Origin of the sequence: Streptomyces sp. NBC_00691, assembly GCF_036226665.1 — a bacterium.
Taxonomy (GTDB): domain Bacteria; phylum Actinomycetota; class Actinomycetes; order Streptomycetales; family Streptomycetaceae; genus Streptomyces.
On record NZ_CP109007.1, the window covers coordinates 104110 to 122867 of the forward strand.

Here is an 18758-nt window from a genome sequence, read left to right on the forward strand (position 1 = left end):
CCCCCTCACGAGGGGGAGCCATAGCCCCAAGGGTGACCGGTCCGCTCAGGCGTGCCGGTGGTGACGCCTGTTCCCGGTGACCAGTCGGTAAACGGCCAGGAGGATGACAGAGCCGACGATGGCAGCGATCCAGGTGGAGAGATCGAAAAAGCCGTCTATGGAGTCGACGCCGAAGATGACCTTGCCGAGCCAGCCGCCGAGCAGTCCGCCCGCGATGCCGATGAGCATCGTGATGATGATCCCGCCGGGGTCCTTGCCCGGCATCAGGGCCTTGGCGATGAAGCCCGCGAGCAGTCCGATCAGGATCCAGGCAATGATGCCCATGCGCTTCTCCTACCTCGATAGACGGGCGCTGCGTTGAGGTGCCGTCTTCGCCGTCCTGAGAATTCCAAACGTCTGAATCGGTTGATCACCGCGATAGCAGTGCTCCCAGGGGCCGCGGGGGCGTCGTCGGCCGTGGCTGGGTGATGGCAGGAATGGCGTCCAGATTGGAGGCAGCGCCCCGGTTGCGAGGTGCCCATTCCCGCGGTGGCCCTCTAGACCGACGGGCGCCGATGTCTACGTGAGCCGAGGGCGCCGGCCGCGAAGCCCGTGAGCTGACCGGAATCCGCCCCGAACCGTGGAAAGGGAAGGTGCGCGATCCGGCAGAGAGGGACCGCAGGCAGGCACAGCTCGCCCCCGGGGCATCCGCCTCCCAGCGGGGCGGCGAGACGTCGGGCGGTGGCTGCGGTTCATCCAAACGGACCAGGGACAACCTCTACCAGGGGGCGAAGAAGCGCGGCCCGAGTGCCTCTCGACCATGGCCAAGCAGCAACTGAAGAACGTGCTGGGCCCACCCACTCCGGCCATCGGCGTGCTCGCACCAGGCCAGGACGACGCAGGCCGAGCGACGTCGGGCTTTCCATGAGCGGTGGCTGTGGCTCGGGTGCCGCTGTCCTGATGCGCCTTCTCCGTGCGGCGTTCTCAGCCCACTTGCGCGACGAGCTTTCGGTAGTCCAGCTGTTCCAGTCGTTCAGCGGTCAGATGGACGCCGACATCGGCAAGCCGGTCCGTCAGGAAGGCGTAGGCCGCCGTGTGACTGTCCCTCTGAGCGATGCCAGCAGCGGCGGGCTGCCAGAGGATCAGCAGCTGTTCATGTCTGCGTGCACCCTCTGGGGAGGCAAAGGACAGCTCACGGACGACCAGACGCAGCTCCTCGATGGGCAGGACCTGGAGCAGCTCCTCATGGGTCGGTGTCTCGTAGCCGCTACCTGGGCTTCAACGGGACGACCCCGGCCGTGGTTGCAGTACACGGACTCGCATGATGTGTCCGGCCGGGGGGTGGGCGCCCCGGGCTCCAGGTGAGTGACGGGTCGCAGCTCCGGCGGCGTGTGCGATGACGGCACCAACAGCCGTATCAACACCTGACGGGGCGCCCGTATGGATGCGATCGTGCTGTTGCGCGACGACCACAAGACAGCCGAGAAGCTGTTCGAGCGCTTCGAGAAGACCTCAGATGACGATACGGCGGAACGCCGCCGGATCGCCGATGAGTGATCGAAGAGACCCGCAAGGCAGTGGGCCGCAACCGGCTCGTGGAGCTCGGCAGCGAGCTGGAGGCCGGAAGGAAGCAGGCGCCGCGCAACCCGCCGGCCGTGCCCAGCGCCGAATCGGAGTGACCCGGTCGCGGCTTCGCTCCGCCGGGGCCCGGCGCCCCTGGTGCGGGCTGCTCTCGGCGTTGGCGCTGTCGCTCGCAGCGACGGGGCACGGAGACCCGTCGGCACGGCAGGACGCCGCGTCCGCCGCGGGAGCCGCATTCGCAGTGGCCGTCGCCACCGGCGACCACGTCGGGGTCCGCCGGCCGCTGGCTCCGCCGGCCTGTCAGCAGCTGGAGCGGGACGAACAGAAGACCTGTCTCGTCACGTCCGCGTCGCAGGAGGTGCCTGATACACGCGGGCGCACCCCAGTCTGTCTGGTGTGCCGTCCTCCCGATGGGGCGGTGCGGAGCGACCGCTAGATCTCCTTTCGCGTCACGACCCGCGCTGGATGCGTCCGGCTCTTATCGTGGGAGTCACGGACGGTAGCGAGCGCGGGCAGGTAGTCGTGGCGGAGGCGGAAATCAACTACGCGGCGGTATTCCAGGCGCTGCCCGGCATGGTGGCTGTGCTGACCCCGGATCTGGTGTACGCGGACGTGAACGAGGAGTTTGTTCGGCTGTCCGGCCGTACGCGGGAGCAGTTGGTGGGCCGGTATCTGTTCGATGCTTTCCCGGACAACCCTGGCGATCCGGCGGCCACGGGTGCGCGGAATCTGGAAGCGTCGCTCAGGCGGGTGCTGGCCACCGGTGAGCGGGACACGATGGCGCTGCAGCGCTATGACGTGGAGTCCGCGGAGCGGCCTGGTGAGTGGGAGGAGCGGTACTGGAGTCCGGTCAATGCGCCCATCGTCGGGGCGGACGGGCGGGTGGAACTGCTCGTGCACCGGGTGGAGGAGGTGACCGAGCTGATCAGGGCCCGGGGCAGGCCAGAGGGCAGCCGTGCACGGGTGCTGGAGGCCGAGCTGTATACCCGCGCCCTGGAGCTGCAAGGATTGAACGAACGACTGCGGAAGGCCCATGCCCATGAGCGTGAGGTCGCCCTGGCCCTTCAGGAAGCGATGCTCCCCACCCCCGGCCCGGTGGGTCATCACCGCGCCGCCGTGCGCTACCGGCCCGCGGTCGGCTCTCTGAACGTGTGCGGCGACTGGTACGACCTGGTGGACTTGCCCGGCGACCGTATCGGCGTCGGCGTCGGCGACGTCGTCGGCCACGGCCTGCGGGCAGCCTGCGTCATGGGGCAGCTTCGCAGCGCGCTGTCCGCCGCGTCTCGCGTTGCCGGCGGCCCGGCACGGGCTCTGGAGGTTGTCGGCCTGTACGCCCGCTCCATCGACGGCGCCGAGAACACCACCGCCGTGCAGACTCACATCGACTGGGACTCACACACCCTGACATACAGCAGTGCCGGCCACCCTCCACAGGCCCTGCTGCGTACGGACGGCACGGTCGAGTTCCTCGACCAGGCCACCGATCCGCCGCTCGGGGCGCGCCCCGACCACGTCGCCCGGCCCCAGGCCACCATCGCGTTCAACGAGGGCGACACTCTCGTCCTCTATACCGACGGGTTGATCGAACGCCGCCGCGAGGACATCGATGCCGGCCTCGCCCGCCTGGCCGATTCCCTCACGCGCAACCGTGCGGCAGATCCCGAACGTCTCGCCGACACCCTCCTGCTCGAGCTCCTGCCCGCAGGAGGGGCTACCGACGACACTGCCCTCGTCATCGTCCGACTCTGACCAACCGCCCCAGGGCCCAAGAGACTCGTGAGTGCTTCACACGTGCGGGAGGCAGATTGACGCAGACCGTGTCCTTCCTCGCCGGATCCGGTTGGCGGCAGTGACGCGCGTGGGCTGCGATGTTCACGCGGCGGGTTCACTGCCACACTCCACCTGACCGTCGAGCAGGGCCGGAAACCCATGTCGATCGTGGTCCCGGCAACCGGAACCGCACCGGAGTGCCCTGGCGGGATGTGCCGGCGCGTTCCGGGAGCTGGAAGGCCATGTACGAGCGACACCGACACTGGTCGGCGGACGGCACCTGGGACAGGCTCTTCGCGGCCGTCCTGGCCGACGCTGTTCCCCGAGGGCCGCATCGACTGGTCGATTGTGAGCGTGGACTCCACCAGGCAGGGAGACGTCAGAAGGTCCAGGATCAGGTCACCGGCCTCGGGGAACAGCCGTACAGCGGTCAACGGAGTGATCACGGGATGGGAGGGCAGGAGGGGACGACGGACAGCCCGGCCGTCCTGGTGTCAGTGCCCGCGCCTAGGGTGCGAGGCATGGTCACGTTCACCGTCGAAGAGTCCTGGGACCGCATCGAGAGCTGGCTCGCGCGGCACGCCCCCGTCACCCACGGACTGCTGCGGCCGCCAGCCGTCCTGGCGGACATAGCAGCGGCGGAACTCCGGCTGGGGGTGGCCTTACCGCCCGATCTGAGGGAGTCGCTGCTGCGGCATGACGGTGTGGAGCTCCAGGACGGAACGCTCCGGCTCGACTACTACGGACCGCTGTCCGGAGTCGGGGAGATCGTCTGGAGCGCCGAGTTCCTGCGCGAGGTTGGGGAGGACGTTGCCGAGGAGGAGACCGAGCTCGACGAGGAGGAGCGAGACGAGTACGCGTACTGGCCGCACGAGCGACTGCTGGTCACACTGGGCATCGGTTGGCAGTCCTCCGACGGACTCTTCCTGGTCACTCGCCCCGGCCCACACCGCGGGCGGGTAGGCCGGTACTTCGACGAGACGGGCTCGACGTTCACTTCTTGGCCGGGATTGCGGCACGTCCTCTCCGACTTCGCCACGGCCCTGGAGAACGGCCTGCCCTTCGACGGGCGGACACCCCTGGCCCACGAGGGCACTCTGATCTGGGACGGTGGCGGGACGGTAGTCGCCGACCCAACCTCCGCCCTGGGCCTCGCTGCCGGGGCCCCCGAGCCGCAGGTCCTCGCGGCCGAGCCGGCCCCGCCCGTCCCGCAGCCTGACGGGGCGTACGCCGTCGTCTCCTTCTGGGGCGGCGGATTCTTCGGACCGGAACCTGCACCGCCCGTGCAGCCGGACGTCGTGTTCGTGGCGGGCATCGACCCCGGGGAGCTGCTGGACCGGCTGGGCTCCGTGCCCGCGACCGCCGGACCGCGCAGCCGGGAACAGGCGCGGCTGTCCGCCGGCGCACCCTGGGCCGCGCACCGCCCCATGGTCCGGGCCGGGTCCTGCGGCGAGGGGTGGTCGTACGCCACACAGGAGGGCGGTGACGCCCAGTTCGGCCGTCCCGAGGTGCTGGGACGGCTGTCCCGCGGAACCCGGGTGGTGCGGCTGGCGAAGCAGGGATGCGAGGTGCGCGTGACTGTCGTGGAGGACGGCACGGAGTGGCCGGAGGCAGGCCACCGGGTCGAATCGCCGCGCGAGGACTACGTGACCGGCCCCGACGGGCAGCCCGCGCTCGGAGGCGGCGGACAGCAGTGGCAGCGGGTCGGCGTCGATCCCTGGCCCGGCTCGACGGCCGCCTACGCACGGCTGCTGGCAGGCCTGACGGCGGAGCACGGCATCAGCTGGGACCCGGCGGCCGACGCAGCGGCACCGCTGGCCAGCGCGCTGCTGCTGCCGGTCCTCGACGACGTACCGAAGGCGCGCCACCCGGTCTCCGTCGTACGCGACTTCGACCTCGGTGCCATCGTGGAGCGGACCCCGCCGGAGCGGTTGCGCTCCGCGATGGCGGCGCAGCTCACCCGGCTGGCGTCGGAGACCGGCGTCGACGGCTACTCGGAGGTTGCCCGGGCGCTGGAGCAGGTCTGTCGGGGCGAGCCGGTGGACCTCGCGGCCGACGAAGCCCTCGACCTGCGGATGCGGACCATCCGGGCGGAGGTCCGGGCCGTCCGCGGACAGCTCGACGCGGCCCGCGACCAGCCGGACCCGGCGCCAGTCACCGAGGCCGACCTCGCGGCGTGGCACGCCCGGGACGCGGCGGCCGGGGCTCTGCGCCGGTTCGTGCTGCTGCCCCTGCCCGCGGCGGCGGAGACGATCCTGAGCCTGCGCATGTCCGTGCTCTGGCGCGATGAGCTGGCGGCGGACCTGGCCGACTAGTACTCCAGCAGGACTTTACTGTCTGACCTGCGGGTTTCGCTGGGCGGCTGGAGTGTAGCGGGACTTCGGTCGTGTGGGGGCGGTCTCAGGGAGACCGCCCCTCGATCGTGCGACAACGCCGCAGGTAATGGCAGCGGCGGGCGACTGCTTGGCGTCGGCGGCGCCAGTTCGACCAGCTCAGCGCGTGATGTAGTCCTCGGTGTCCGCTCAGGTGCGGGGGCCGGGCACGACAAGCTGCCAGGAGTCGCCGAACCTCCGCCACTGTGAGTTCGATGGCCTCGGCTGTCCCATCTGTCCCGCCCCTTTTTCCCGGGGCTGGCATGCCGTGGCGGTCAGGAAGGCGTGGGCGAGCATGGCCAGAGTGATGTGCCGATACCAGCCCACGTAGCGGCGGACTTCGTACTGGTCCAGGCCGCATTCGTTCTTCGCGGCCTGGAAGCACTCCTCGATCGCCCAGCGGGTCCCGGCGACCCGCACCAGTTCCTGGACGGTGACCTGAAGGGGTGCGTAGGCGAGGTAGTAGGCGATCTCGTCGGGCTTGCTGACGCTGCGCCGGGCCAGTGCCCAGCGCATCCGGTGAGGGACCTCGCCCTGATAGTCGAACTCCGCGACGGCCGGCAGCCGCACCGCTGCCCAGTGGTAGACGCGGGGTCCCTTCGCGCCGTCGCCGCACGAGGTCTTCTCCCACGCTTCGTCCGGAGCCTGCGCGAACAGAACCTCGATCCGTGAACAGCCCACACTAAACTGGGACTTGGGGACGGCCAGCACGTAGCCGACACCCGACTGTTCCAGCAGCCGGCGGAATCGGTTGTCCTGACCGTAGGCGGAATCCGCGGTGACCCAGGCGATGGGCAGCGGCGAGGCGAGGGCCCGCAGCACCAGGTGCCGGGCCAGTTCACCCTTGGTGGCGAACTCCCGCTCGTCGGGGACCCTTGCGATGCGGCAGCGTTCCCGGTCCTCGGTCCAGGACTTCGGGAGGTAGAGCTCGCGGTCGACCAGGGCCCTGCCGCGGGTGGTGGCGTAGGCGGCGAAGACGCCGATCTGGCAGTTCTCGGTCCGGCCGGCGGTGCCGGAGTACTGGCGCTGGACCCCGGCGGAGGTGGTGCCCTTCTTGATGAACCCGGTGTCGTCAATGATCAGGACGCCGTCGGCCTCGCCGAGCTTGTCGGCAACGTATTCCTGCAGGTCGTCGCGGATGTCGTCGGGCTCCCACTTCGATCCGGCGAGGAGGTGCTGCAGGCCGTCGGGCGTGCGGTGGCCGGCCTGTTCCGCCAGCTGCCAGCTGTTCTTGCGGGCCACCGGGGCGAGCAGCCCGCGCACATAGTCACGCATCCGGCGGCGGAGCTCGACTCGGCCGAAGCGGTGCCCGATGGTCAGGAAGAGATCGTCCAGTTCGACGTCCCACTGCGCGGCGGCATACTCGGTGATCACCCTCGGAGGCTGCCCCGCTGCTGTCACTATCTGCGGCGTTGTCGCACGATCGAGGGGCGGTCTCCCTGAGACCGCCCCCACACGACCGAAGTCCCGCTACACTCCAGCCGCCCAGCGAAACCCGCAGGTCAGACAGCAAAGTCCTGCTGGAGTACTAGGACTTGTCCGGCCGATCATGGTGGTGGGCGGTCGGGCATGATGCCCGGGTGAGCATCATCGTGAAGTTCTTCGTGGCGCCGGACGACACGTCAGCGAGCCTGGCCCTCCAAACCGGGCCGGGACGGGCATTCGAGTCGCTCTCCTTCGGCAACTTCGATCCCGAGGAGGCGGTGATCGAGTGGGAATGCCTTCTGGCCGGCGGCAGCTTCGAGGAACTCGTCGATGCCGGTGAGCCTCGCATCGTCGCCGGCCAGGACAACGACGGATGCGTCGTCTTCGCGATCTCGCCTCGCCTGTCCACTGCACTCGCGGACGCCGGGGCCTCCAGACTGCGTGACGCCGCCGCCTCGTGGGCTCAGCTGCGTGCCGAGGACGGCGAGGTCATCGGCACGGAGATCGCCGAGGCGATCGTGGGTGATCTGGCTGGCCTCGTCACCAGCGCCCGGCACCAGAACCAGGGCGTCTACTGCTGGGTCGCGTAGGAGTTCACGTCCGGAGCCAGATGGCGACGGCCGCAGCAGTGGCGGTGCCGAGGGAGACGTAGCCGCGCTTGTCGTAACGCGTGGCGACCGCCCGGAACTGCTTCAGGCGGTTGATCGCCCGCTCGACGGTGTTGCGCTTTTTGTAGCGGTCCTCGTCGAAGCCCGGTGGCCGTCCGCCACGTGAGTCTTTGCGCAGGCGGGCGGCCCGGCTGTCGGTCTTCTCCGGGAGGGTGTGCCGAATTCCGCGTCGTCGCAGGTAGTCGCGGATGGGGCCGTTGCTGTAAGCCTTGTCGGCCGCGAGGCTGTCGGGCTTGTTGCGCGGCCGTCCCGGGCCAGGTCTGGGCACTCGGATCTTCTCAAGGACCGGCTTGAACTGGGTGCAGTCCGCCCGCTGACCTGGAGTGACGATCAGGGACAGCGGGCGGCAGCGGCCGTCCGCGCTCAGGTGGAGCTTGCTGGTGAACCCGCCCCGCGAGCGGCCCAGGCCCTCACCTCCCGCACCACCTCCACCAGGCGGGCGACCAGGCTCTGCCACGGCGTCTCGTCCTGGTGTTCCACCCCTGCGGCCCCCTTTGATCCCGGGGCCGGCGGCGGATCGGTGCGGGCTCCGGCCGCGTGCTGATGCGCGCGGACAATGGTGGAGTCGACCGAGATATCCCAGTCGATCTCGCCTGCGGCGTCGGCCGCGGCCTGGACCTGCTGGAGCAGACGTTCCCAGGTTCCATCGACCGACCACAGACGATGGCGCTCGTAGACGGTCTTCCACGGCCCGAACCGTTCGGGCAGATCACGCCACTGCACCCCGGCCCGCACCCGGTGCAGAATCCCGTCGATCACCTGCCGGTGATCCCGCCACCTGCCACAACGCCCGTTGCTCACTGGCAGGAATGGCCGCAGCCGTTCCCACTCGGCATCACTCAGATCACCCCGCCCCATGCTCGTAGGAACGACTCGGGCACGGAGTAGTCACATGATCGACCGGACAAGTCCTAGCCAGGACCTGTCCGGCCGATCATGTACGGAGCCAGATGACGAGGGCTGCAGAGGTGACGGTACCGAGGTGGCGGACGCCTTATTGGTGAAGGAAGAGGGAAAGCACGAAGGCCCTGCTGCTTCTGGGACGGAACCGGAAGCAGCAGGGCCAGACGGGCAGGGTGAGCTGCCAGCGGTGCGGTAAGGGTCAGGCGGGCGTGATGTTCTCCGCCTGGGGGCCCTTCTGGCCCTGGGTGACGTCGAACGTTACGCTCTGGCCCTCCTGCAGCTCACGGAAGCCGGAGGCGTTGATGGCGGAGTAGTGGGCGAACACGTCCGGACCGCCACCGTCCTGGGCGATGAAGCCGAAGCCCTTCTCCGCGTTGAACCACTTCACAGTTCCCGTAGCCATATCCATGCCTTCCAGTCGATGAACGCCTCCCGCACCATGCGGAAGGCGGAGGTGATCGCCCTGGTTCCTGCGGCACAGCACAGCAAAAATCCCACGCCTGGAGCGTGGGCAAAGGGAACTTCCGAACCACGACAGCTGACAGGAACGCTACACGCCCACACCCTGCGTCACCACAGGAAACAGCGGCGCGTTCGAAACCGGCCCGAACAGACGATGCCCGCCGGTATTCGGCGGGCACGGCACTCTCAGGCCGCGACCGGCGGGTGGGCCGCTTCGGCGGCGCGGCGGTATGCGGCGTTGATGCGCTGGGCTTCTTCGAGCAGGTCCTCGATGATGACGATGCGACAGGCGGCCTCGATCGGCGTGCCTTGGCCTACGAGCTGGCGGGATAGTCATCGTCGTCGAGACGGCCGTAGGAGTCGTCTGCTGTCATCTGCCCCTCTCTCTGGGACGCGTGGAGGGGCCCGGAGCCAGTACTGGCCCCGGGCCCCGAAGGAACTTCTACACCACGTGCCGGCCCTGATACGGCGCCGGCCTTCTGTGTCCACAGACCCGACCTGCGTCCGGTCGGGGGTGCGGGGATCGCGGTTGCTTGACCGGAGACCACCTCACTATCGATGTCCTGCGGTACCCGGACTCAAGACTGCCGTCCGGGCGATCCTGATGGTGCTTCGTTCCTCCGTTCTTCCCTCTGGATCAATCACGTACCAAGCGGGATCCGCTTACCGCTTTCACTGCGTACTGCTGGTGTTGCGTACTGCTGGTGGCCTCTCACAGCGCCCCTTCGGCAGCCAGCCCCGTTGCCCGTCCTGCGTCTGCTCTGGCTTAGAACCCCACTGCCGAACTTCCCGGTGCGCGCGCCCGCAGCCGACGCCTTCACCAGGGGTACTGCTCACTTCACTGCTGGGTACTGCGAACTGCACTCGGGAGTACCGCATCTGCCATGACAGCGGTCCCGCCGATGGTGGCCCCTGATCACTGCGAGCCACCCGGTCCGGCCGTCAGTCCCGTCGCCGTCCTGCAACCACCGTGGCTTCGAAACTCCACCGCCGCACCGTCCTGCGAACTGCAACTGCGGTACTACTGCCCGGCAGTTCATCCCTGCCGGGCCCTGCGGTCCTTCTTCGTTACGAGAGAAACCATAACCACACCACCATTGAATGTCTACTTCCGCCGACACAGATTTTGGAGCGTTGAGAGGTGAGGTAATCGGTCTCGAACAGCGACTCGAAGGGCGCAGGCGAGGGAGCGCGCCCCGCACCGGGCGGGGGTGCGCCCGAGAAGCGCACCACCGGCTTGTAGCGCGCCCCCTGGACGGCGGTGGCGCGCACCGCGTGGATCGGACGCGCACCATCGCCAGGCGAATCCACCGCACCGTGCACCCCACCGCATCAGGGTGAGAGCGGGCAGGCCGGATCCTGCTCGTCCGGGGAGTGCCGTGAAGTTTCCGGGGTACGCGAGTCGTGCACAGATTGACGTTTGGGACGTGAGGCGGACTGTACGGACACGGCTGGGCAGGACAAGGGCCAGCAGTTTCTCGTGGAGCGTTGCCCATCGGTGTCCGCCGCGTTCGAGGGCAGCCAGGGCGAGGAAATCGCCCTGGCCCGGGACCTGACCCGCGGCTTTTTGACCGAGGTGCAGGCCGTGCACGGGCTCCCGGTATCCGTGGACGTCATGGGCACGGTGCAGCTGGTCGTGAGCGAGATGGTGACGAACGCCCGGAAGTACGCGCCTGGGCCCTGTCTGCTGACCCTGGAGGTCAACGAAGGCGCCGTCAAAGTGACCGTGTGGGACAGCGCCCCGACGCTGCCCATGGCGCGAGCCGGGGATCCGGGTCGGGTGGGCCAGCACGGCCTGGAGATCATCATGGCGGTCTGCCGGAGCGTGGAGATGCACCGCGAGCCGGTCGGCAAGCGAATCAAGGCTGCGATCTCCCTGTCCGACGACCAGCTCGGTGACGCCGCCCGCCCGCTCTGACCGCGCCGCCGGCCCGCTCGACGACCTTGCGGTGCCGGGTGATCCGGGTACGGGAGATGACCGCCGCGCGAATGTCCGGCCGCCACGTCGGCCCCAAACAGGGCACGCCTCGGCTCGCCCGGCCGCCAGTTCTCGCCCCGGGGCCGCTCACGGAGCTCACCCGGAGCGCCCTTCACCGACGCCTTGATGGCCGCGGTGACGATCGCCTGGCACACAGGACTTTCCGGGCCGGAGCAATCGACTGGAGGCTTCGTTGTCACCCTCAGCCCATGCGTATCCGCCGCGTAACGGGGGAGGCACAGAGCGCGATACCGATCCATCTGCGCAATATGCCGAAGAGGGAGCAGTTCTTGCCTGCCGATCACCGTCTCATCTGCCTGCCGGGCGTGCCCAGCGTCACCATCCACAACCCGTTCCCCATCCGTGTGCACACCGATGAGTGGAAAGCGGAAGACCACGTCCGCGAGTGGGTGCGCCGCTTTCGCCTGGTGACCACCGATGCGGCGGCCGCACACTTCGATCAGGCGGAGTTCGGGCGGTTCGCCGCCCGGATCAAGCCCGATGCCATCGATATTCGCACCATCGCCGAATGGGTGTCCTGGCTCTTTCTGGTAGACGACCAGTTCGACGACGCGGGTGATCCCGCTTCCCAGGCGCAGGCCGTCGACCGGTTCGTCGCGGAGCTGCGAGCCGTACTGCCGGTGGACCTGGGACCCACCCCGGTGCCTACCTGTCCGGGGACAGCGGCGGCCGCCGACATGTGGCCGCACACTGCGCCGCCGATGAGCCGCTCGTGGCGTATCCGCTTCATCGACCACATCTGCGACTACATCGACCTGTACCGGGAGGAGATCGCCTACCAGCGGTACACCACCCCGCCAACAGCAGACGAGTACATCCCCTACCGGCGGGTCATCGGCGCCGCCGACCCGACCTTCGATCTCATCGAAGTGGCTGAAGAATTCAGCCTCGACCCCGCCGTATTCGACAGCGACATCTACCAGCAGATGCGGCTGGCCGGGAACGACATCGCCTGCTGGACCAACGACATCCTCTCCCTCGCCAAAGAATCCGCCCGGGGCGACCTCAACAACCTCGTCGCCGTACTCCAGCACCAGGACAAACTCTCCCTGGAGCAAGCCCTGAACAAGACTGCCGCCATGATCAACCAGCGCGTCAGCACCTACGTACGGCTACGGGACGAGTTCACCAACTCATTCCACGGCTTCAAGCTCCCCGCCACCGACTGGCACAAGACCGTCAGCGCCGCGCACGGGCTGGGTACCTGGGTCGCCGGCAGCCTCGACTGGCACCTCCTGTCAGGCCGCTACACCCACATCGAACACACCGAACCCGGACAGCACCCCAGCTACTTCGAACCCGTCACCCAACCAGTCCCACAAAGAAACCACCCCACCGCCATTCCCGCCTGACCGGGATCCCACCTCGCATCGATGGAAGGACGCCTGCCCGTATCGCAGCACCGCACCACGGCGAGGAGCACGACACCGGGGGCCGGACACCGAAGTGACCCCCGCCGTGCTTTTCTGCCCCAAAGGACAGCAGCACGAGCCGGGCCAGCCCGCGGGGCTCCGCCCTGTGGGAGTGGGCGTCACCGCGAGAGAGGCAACTCGATCCGCGAGGGCGGAAAAGACGACCCGTGCCGCGCGCCGTCAGGACTTGGCGATCATGACATGGTCGTCACCGTGGCCCGGCCGCAAAAACAATCATCCGTCTTCGAACGGAGGACGCCGCTTCCTCCAGAGGGAGGCCGGCCCCTGCACCGCTGCGCAGTCCTGACGCGGCGGCACCAACGCCCTGCCCGGCACAACGCCGCGGCACCCAGGCCCCGGGCTCCCCTCGCCCCCTGTGAGGCAGCGCCGTCGTGCTCAAGCAGCAGCCGGGCACACCGCCGCTCCCGCTTGCACACCGGGGACCGCCAGCCTGTAGGACGCCGAGCCGTCACCTTGACGACACGCCCACGGACAAGGACGTGAGCGCAGCGAAAAGGCGGCCGACCGAGGCAGCGGGGCCAAGTCGCCGCCGAACACCCGGGCATCCGCAAGGTCTGGGGCGACGGCGGCTACCGCCAGCACCTCGTCGAGCACGCCGCGCCCCTCGGCATCGACATGGAGCTCACCGTCCGCAGCCCGGGACCAGGGGCTTCACCTCGGTCCCGAAACGATGGGCGGTGGAGCAGACCTACGGCTGGCTCATGCTGAACCGTCGCCTGGCCCGCGACTAAGCCGCCCGAGCACGACCTGCGGCGGATCATGGAAGCGGCCCTCTGCGTCGACCGCACCGGCATCCCCTGGCGATACCTGACGCACGACTTCCCGCCATGGGAAACGGTCTACGGCTACTTCGCCGCCTGACAGAAGGACGGAGCCTTCGACCAACTCAACGGGCTCCTCCGCCGCCTGGCCAGGGAGGCGGAGGGGCGCGACGGCGAGCCGAGTGCGTGCGTGCTGGACGCGCAGAGCATCAAGACTTCCGCGAATTCCCCGCGGCCGGCCAGGGCATCGACGCGGGCAAGAAGACCGCGGGCCGCGAGCGCCCTATCGGCGTCGACACCCTCGGTCTTCTCCTGGCCGTGCTGGTCACCGCCAGGAGCGTCCCCGACAACGCCGGCGGCATCCAGGTGCTCTCACAGATCTCGAAGGCCCACCCGCGAGTACGAGACCCACCCGCACCGGTCCGAAGCGATGATCAAGCTGGCAATGGTCGACCTCTTAGGCCGCCGCCTGACGAGGGAGTCCACCCTGAACTGGCGTGACGCCTGAACACCGACCGCGTCAATGGAACGGGTGGGACTGCTGGCTCGGACCGGGAGGGTCGAAGCTCACCCCGTTCTCGTCGAGTGCGTTGAAGACGGTCACGCGACCCGAATCGAACGCGAAGCTGATGTCGACGTTGCCCTGAGCGATATCCCTGCCTGTCCATTCGAGCAGTTCGGCCCTCTTGAGGGGCAGCCCCAGCAGAGCGTGCAGTCCCGGGAAAGGTTCGGGGCGCCACTGCAGGTCGAAGCCAGGCCACCGGACTGGGCGGGTGGGGTCGATCTTGTTCCAGGTGAGGGAGAGATCGCCGAGCTTCTGATGGTTGATCTCGACCTGTACGCCATCGAAGTCGAACAGCACCGGGCAGTCGCAGAACCACTCGTCATCCCTGAGGTCCCAGACCATCCAGACTCTCGTAAGCGTCCGGCCAGCAAGACCACGCAGGTGATTTCCATGCTCCTGCACGACGTCACTACGGCCGTCCAACCATGCTGGCCGGTAGCCCGCGATGCCGAAATCGAACATGGCGTCATCCTGTCAGAAGTGCCCCTCCTCGGGTCAGAGCAGTCCCGAACGGCGACCAACCCGTCAACTTCTCAAACACCCCTGCCGAGACAAAACGCTCCTTAGAGCAGCGCTTCGCCCGCCTATGCAGTGCCGTACGTGCGCTGCATTTCCCCCGGGCCCGGCGAGCCGAGGCACCCCACTCTCGTGCTCACCTGCGGCATCTGCCCTGTTGACCCGGTGCACGAGGACGCCGCGGACCGGCCCGCGCGTGGCTGCGGCGACCGTTCTCAGCGGGCTTCGCGTAGAACGGGGTTGAGGGCGAGGCGGTTGTCGGTGGGGTGGTGCCCCTCGGGGCTGAAGGGCGGGATGGCCGCGGGCAGGCAGTCGGCGATCAGGAGGCAGTCGTGGTGGCGGTCCTCCGTGGTGGCCGCGATGAGCGCTTCGCCGTCGGGTCCCCAGATGCCGGAGTTGCCCTGGTACTGCCACGCTCCGGCGGGTACCTGTTCCCAGCCGCGGCGGTTGGCGTAGGCGACGAACAGGCGCCAGATGCTGGCCATCGCGGGGATGATGTGGCGGGTGGCGTCCTGGTAGGGAACACGGCTCATGGTGCCGTCGGCCAGCCGGAAGTGGCCGTCCGCGGCGGTGGGCCCCAGCACGATCCGGGCGCCGCGCTCGGCCAGGTACTGGTACAGCGGCGGGAACTCGCACTCGTAGCAGTTCAGCACGCCCACCGTGATGCCGTTGATGCTGACCAGAGGCGGTAGCTCCTGGCCGAAGGAGTAGTTGCGCCGTTCCGCGGCCCCGTACAGGTGGGTCTTGCGGTAGTTCGCCGCCACCTGCCCGTCGGCGGCGATCACGCTGATGGAGTCGTAGAAATCGTCCCCCTCACGCTCGGGGTAGGGCAGAACCACCGACAGGCCGTTCTCCTTGGCCGCCAGTCGGGCCTTGTCGATCGAGGGCCCCAGGCAGTGCTCCGCCAGTTCCCGGCACTGACCGGGGTCGATGGCGTAGCCGGTGGTGTATTTTTCCGGGAACACCATCACCTGGCAGCCGTAGTCCGCGGCCAGAGCGGTGACCTCGCTCAGCCGGTCCATGTTCTGCTCCACCGCCTCGCGGCTGCCGACCGCCCCCTGCCCCTGGTACAGCGCCACCCGCAGCCCCTGGCCGGCAGCGGGTGGCCGCTCGAGGGCAGACCGGAAGACGATGCGGACGGGTTCCTTCATCACGGTCGCTCCTTCCGGCGGCCTCCTGACGACCGCGTTCGCAGCAAGAACGATCAGCTACCCCATGGGACACGTTCACAAGGAAGCCGGACAATCGCAGGTCATAGCCTCTTCGCACACACCGTGCCGCGCCCGCGATGAACAGGTGACGGCTGCGCAGAGGATGACCACGAAGGCAGGCGGGCGCAAGCCAGGCAGCGCTCAGCCATCAGGTGGCCCGTACCGCGGCCGGGGCGTGCGGTGCCGTTGTCGGTGCTCTCTCCGTGGACGGACAAGGTGACGGGCGATCAGCGCGGCGGTGAAGACAGCGGCCACGCGGGCATTTCTCGTTTCCAGGGTGCAGGAACCGGGTCGGTCAGCCGACCCGGCAGCGATGGATGTCCACGGTGACATCCACTCCTACCCAGAAAGCCTCAACTGGGATGAACCCGCCCCTGACAGCGAATCCGATGCTCCCCAACTCTGCAGGTGCGCGGGCGCGCTGGAAGAAACCGAGCCAGGGGGTGGGTGCGCACGAGTTATTCGACCTTGGCCACAAATAATACTTCTGTTCGATTACGGGAAGGGTCCGACGCGCGCGCCGGCCGGGTGACGGCAGCCCTGCACGGGAGCACCCTGACGCACGGGCTCAGTCGGCAGAGGACCGCTGGCGCTGGGTACCCCAGCCCGGCGCCGGCAGTGTGTCATCAGCCGAGCCGGCCCACCACGCCCGTCACCGCTTGACCGGCCTCTCCCCCGCCTCACTGATCAGGCTGAAACTCGAGAGCACGGACGTGGTCGTCTCGGCGATCGACTTTGCATAGGAGTGGACATCGACGCCGGGGATGGGGGAAGCGGCCTGGGCGGGTGCGGCCGCCATCAGGACGGCAACGGGCAGCATGAGCGCCGGAACGACGCGAGCAGTCATCACACCCACCCCAACGGCCACCGCCCGCCAGAGGTGACAACCCATTCCCGGAACTCACGCCTTCGGCCCGTTAGAGCGCCACCCGAGAGGCCGTTCACCCTCCCGCAAGGGCTGCTGAATTCACATGCGGAGACCACCAGCCCCCGTCCCCTCTCCCCCTTCCTGAGCACTCAGGACTGCGTCCGCGCTGCCCCGAGACGGGCGTACGGGCACGCACATGTGCCCCGGTCGGGCGTCACGTTGCGGACGGCGTCACAGCTCAAACGCGATGTGCTCGACGTCGGTGTATACGACGTCCAGGCCGTGGCCGCGGCGGGCGGGCGTGGGGCGGGGTGACCTGGCGTATGCGGGCGTCGTCGGTGGTGCTGCGGGGACGGTGAGGCCGAAGCGGGCGCGGGGTGTCGATCGGCCCGGCCGTCGTGGCGGCGGCCCTGCGGGCGTGGGCCCGTAGGTGCGGCTGCCAGCGGCGTGACCGGGCCCCTGGGCTCAAGGGGCCCGGGGTCTCCCGCTGTACGGGGCTGGGGTTCGGGCGTGCGGCTGGAGGAGTTACGCGCCGCCCGCGGCCATGGTCCGGTCGCCCGCGGGATCGTCGCTCGCCGCAACAACCAGAGATCGCCAGAACGACACCTCTGCGGATTTCGCCACACGCCGCCGATGACCGTCCGCTCCGCCCGCGCGAGGACCTCCGGGACCTTGCCGCGGCGCGGGGCCGGCTGCTGCTCGTGAGCCCCGATGCTTCGAGGAGCCAGCGAGCACCTCGGAGTGGGGTCTGGCGCCGCTCTGATTGGCGATGACGATCTCGTCGTTCCCTTTGCGCCCGGCAGGGTGCGGCACCTCCAGGGCATACGGCAGGCGGGCGAGAATCAAGGGTCACCCCGCTTCCAGTGCTGTGCGCCGACGCCCGGACTTGAGCATGCGGGCAGAGGCCCAGGCAACGATGAGGCGCCCCCTGACGGCCGATTGCCCCTCTTCGCGCGGCTGGGGCCGAGGAGGGGCACTTGGGAGGCCGATCTGCGATGGGGGCGCCACGGAGCGGCCGATCTGGGAGGTGGTCAGTCGGTGAGGTGTCTCTCGGTGAGCTCCCAGGAATGGCCGTCGGGGTGCATGGCGTGCAGCTCGCACGGGATGTCCGGCCCGACGGTGACATGGCAGTAGAGCCGCCGCTCGACCTTGTGGGGCCCTCGAGCCAGGACGGCGGGATACGGGTTGTGCTAGGTCTGCCGACCCGATTCCGATCTCGGCATCCTCGACTGACACTTCGCTGCCCCGTGGCGTCTGGTCCGCGGCAAGCCGTCGGGCCAGGCCCGCGGCGAGGTCGCGGCCTGCCCGCGGGGGGCGAGGTCGAGTGTCTCCAACAGCCACACGCACCGGCCCGCGTCCCGGGCCTCCGAAGCGGTCAGCAGGCGGAGGCGGGGTTCGCCCGCGTCGGGGTAGTCGCCGGTCATTGCCTGTTCGTCAGTCTCCAGGGATGCGCCAAAAGCCTCCATGACACGATCCGCAGGCCAGGCGGTCTTCCGGCGGAGCGTCTTCTTCTTCGGCTTCGCGGGCATCTTGTGCACGGTCGCCTCCCCCCCCGCCGACGGCAGCATCGCCGCGGCGTTCACGTGCCTGGGAGACGGACTGCTCCAGTGCGGCCATAAGATCGACGACCGCGCGGCCGCCTTCCCCTCACCCTCGGCAGCCCTCGGGGCTCGGTGCTCGGCCTTCGCCTCGATGACCTCGTGCAGTGCCTCGGTGTAGTGGTCGGTGACGTCCAGGTCGCTGAGGGAGTCGACGGTCACTTCTCCATCAGCGTCAGCGCGCCCTCGATCTCCTTCTCGCTGACCTCGGTCTCGGGCGGGGCGAGCTCGGCCGGGGAGCGGATCTCGTCGTCCCAGTGCAGACCCTGGATACTCAGAGCCTCGCCGACCGGGCGCAGCAGTCCGAGGCGTTCGCGGCCGCGCAGGGCGTACTTCACCACCGCGACCCTAGCGGTGCGGCTGAGGACCTGGCGCAGGAGCGTGTAGGGCTTCGCGGCGACCTCGCCCGGGGCGGGCGTAGGAGTCGCCGGCGCCGAAGGCGCCGGGGTCGACGCTGTCGGCGGCGATGAACGCGACGACCTCGACGGCGCGGGCGGTGGGCAGCGGCATCCCGGACAGATCGTCCTCGGTGATCGGGATGAGCTGGTCCTTGGAGACCTCGTACGCCTTGCCGATGTCGTCCTCGGCGAGAGCCTGGCCGTCGATCTCGCACCGCCTCTGATACCGGACGCGGCCGCGTCCTCCAC

Annotated in this window: 16 protein-coding genes and 5 pseudogenes; 9 read left to right on the top strand and 12 right to left on the bottom strand. The window is 68.9% G+C overall.

The features are described from left to right. Positions 1–45: 45 nt before the first annotated feature. On the bottom strand, positions 46–324 hold the full coding sequence (locus OG392_RS00540; protein ID WP_329274223.1) for a GlsB/YeaQ/YmgE family stress response membrane protein: 279 nt from the start codon (positions 322–324) through the stop codon (positions 46–48). 1208 nt (positions 325–1532) lie between these two features. On the opposite strand from OG392_RS00540, the gene OG392_RS00545 reads away from it, so the two are divergent. The 4 genes and pseudogenes from OG392_RS00545 (at position 1533) to OG392_RS00560 (ending at position 5645) form a co-directional block, all read left to right on the top strand. After that, entirely contained in the window at positions 1533–1658 is a 126-nt protein-coding gene (locus tag OG392_RS00545; protein WP_329274225.1) for a hypothetical protein, read from the top strand. Between the two features lie 424 nt (positions 1659–2082). After that, positions 2083–3309 carry a PP2C family protein-serine/threonine phosphatase gene (locus tag OG392_RS00550; RefSeq protein ID WP_329274228.1) on the top strand — a complete coding sequence of 409 codons (1227 nt, stop codon included), beginning with the start codon at positions 2083–2085 and terminating at the stop codon, positions 3307–3309. A gap of 203 nt (positions 3310–3512) precedes the next feature. Beyond that, positions 3513–3696, top strand: a pseudogene (locus tag OG392_RS00555) (transposase); the annotation flags it as partial. A 155-nt stretch (positions 3697–3851) separates the two neighbouring features. Beyond that, entirely contained in the window at positions 3852–5645 is a 1794-nt protein-coding gene (locus tag OG392_RS00560; RefSeq protein WP_329274230.1) for an SMI1/KNR4 family protein, read from the top strand. A gap of 207 nt (positions 5646–5852) precedes the next feature. On the opposite strand, the gene OG392_RS00565 is transcribed toward OG392_RS00560, so the two are convergent. After that, positions 5853–7076, bottom strand: a complete 1224-nt coding sequence (locus OG392_RS00565) for an IS701 family transposase (protein WP_443054638.1) — start codon at positions 7074–7076, stop codon at positions 5853–5855. Positions 7077–7282: 206 nt separating this feature from the next. Here OG392_RS00565 and OG392_RS00570 point away from each other — a divergent pair, with 206 nt between their 5' ends. Further along, entirely contained in the window at positions 7283–7717 is a 435-nt protein-coding gene (locus tag OG392_RS00570) for a hypothetical protein (protein WP_329274232.1), read from the top strand. 4 nt (positions 7718–7721) lie between these two features. Here the strand turns inward: OG392_RS00570 and OG392_RS00575 are convergent. From OG392_RS00575 to OG392_RS00585, 3 genes and pseudogenes are all read right to left on the bottom strand, one after another. Then, positions 7722–8653 (bottom strand): IS5 family transposase gene (locus OG392_RS00575; RefSeq protein ID WP_443054640.1). Its coding sequence is split into 2 segments (ribosomal slippage): positions 7722–8315 and positions 8318–8653, totalling 930 coding nucleotides; the frame shifts between segments, so codons are not numbered across the junction. Between the two features lie 244 nt (positions 8654–8897). Further along, positions 8898–9101, bottom strand: coding sequence for a cold-shock protein (locus OG392_RS00580; RefSeq protein ID WP_329274233.1), 204 nt, complete (start codon positions 9099–9101; stop codon positions 8898–8900). Between the two features lie 245 nt (positions 9102–9346). Continuing rightward, positions 9347–9490, bottom strand: a pseudogene (locus tag OG392_RS00585) (MerR family transcriptional regulator); the annotation flags it as partial. A 1168-nt stretch (positions 9491–10658) separates the two neighbouring features. Here OG392_RS00585 and OG392_RS00590 point away from each other — a divergent pair. Next, entirely contained in the window at positions 10659–11078 is a 420-nt protein-coding gene (locus tag OG392_RS00590) for an ATP-binding protein (RefSeq protein WP_329274235.1), read from the top strand. Between the two features lie 10 nt (positions 11079–11088). Here the strand turns inward: OG392_RS00590 and OG392_RS00595 are convergent. Beyond that, positions 11089–11284, bottom strand: a pseudogene (locus tag OG392_RS00595) (hypothetical protein); the annotation flags it as partial. 63 nt (positions 11285–11347) lie between these two features. On the opposite strand from OG392_RS00595, the gene OG392_RS00600 reads away from it, so the two are divergent. The 3 genes and pseudogenes from OG392_RS00600 to OG392_RS00610 form a co-directional block, all read left to right on the top strand. Continuing rightward, entirely contained in the window at positions 11348–12511 is a 1164-nt protein-coding gene (locus OG392_RS00600) for a terpene synthase family protein (protein ID WP_329274237.1), read from the top strand. Between the two features lie 600 nt (positions 12512–13111). After that, positions 13112–13320: pseudogene (locus tag OG392_RS00605) on the top strand (IS5 family transposase); the annotation flags it as partial. Position 13321: 1 nt separating this feature from the next. Further along, positions 13322–13861 (top strand): annotated as a pseudogene (locus tag OG392_RS00610) (transposase); the annotation flags it as partial. A gap of 12 nt (positions 13862–13873) precedes the next feature. On the opposite strand, the gene OG392_RS00615 reads toward OG392_RS00610, so the two are convergent. The 6 genes from OG392_RS00615 to OG392_RS37470 form a co-directional block, all read right to left on the bottom strand. Next, on the bottom strand, positions 13874–14380 hold the full coding sequence (locus OG392_RS00615) for a hypothetical protein (protein WP_329274240.1): 507 nt from the start codon (positions 14378–14380) through the stop codon (positions 13874–13876). A gap of 269 nt (positions 14381–14649) precedes the next feature. Then, positions 14650–15585 carry a nitrilase-related carbon-nitrogen hydrolase gene (locus OG392_RS00620; RefSeq protein ID WP_329286993.1) on the bottom strand — a complete coding sequence of 312 codons (936 nt, stop codon included), beginning with the start codon at positions 15583–15585 and terminating at the stop codon, positions 14650–14652. Positions 15586–16297: 712 nt separating this feature from the next. Then, positions 16298–16492, bottom strand: coding sequence for a hypothetical protein (locus OG392_RS00625; RefSeq protein ID WP_329274242.1), 195 nt, complete (start codon positions 16490–16492; stop codon positions 16298–16300). A gap of 1211 nt (positions 16493–17703) precedes the next feature. Further along, positions 17704–18273 carry a hypothetical protein gene (locus OG392_RS00630; protein ID WP_329274245.1) on the bottom strand — a complete coding sequence of 190 codons (570 nt, stop codon included), beginning with the start codon at positions 18271–18273 and terminating at the stop codon, positions 17704–17706. Further along, complete coding sequence (locus OG392_RS37465) at positions 18270–18488, bottom strand: Ku protein (protein ID WP_443055043.1); 219 nt, start codon at positions 18486–18488, stop codon at positions 18270–18272. The genes OG392_RS00630 and OG392_RS37465 overlap by 4 nt, the downstream gene beginning before the upstream one ends. Then, complete coding sequence (locus OG392_RS37470; protein WP_443055044.1) at positions 18460–18717, bottom strand: Ku protein; 258 nt, start codon at positions 18715–18717, stop codon at positions 18460–18462. Before OG392_RS37470 ends, OG392_RS37465 begins: the two co-directional genes overlap by 29 nt. Positions 18718–18758 lie beyond the last annotated feature (41 nt).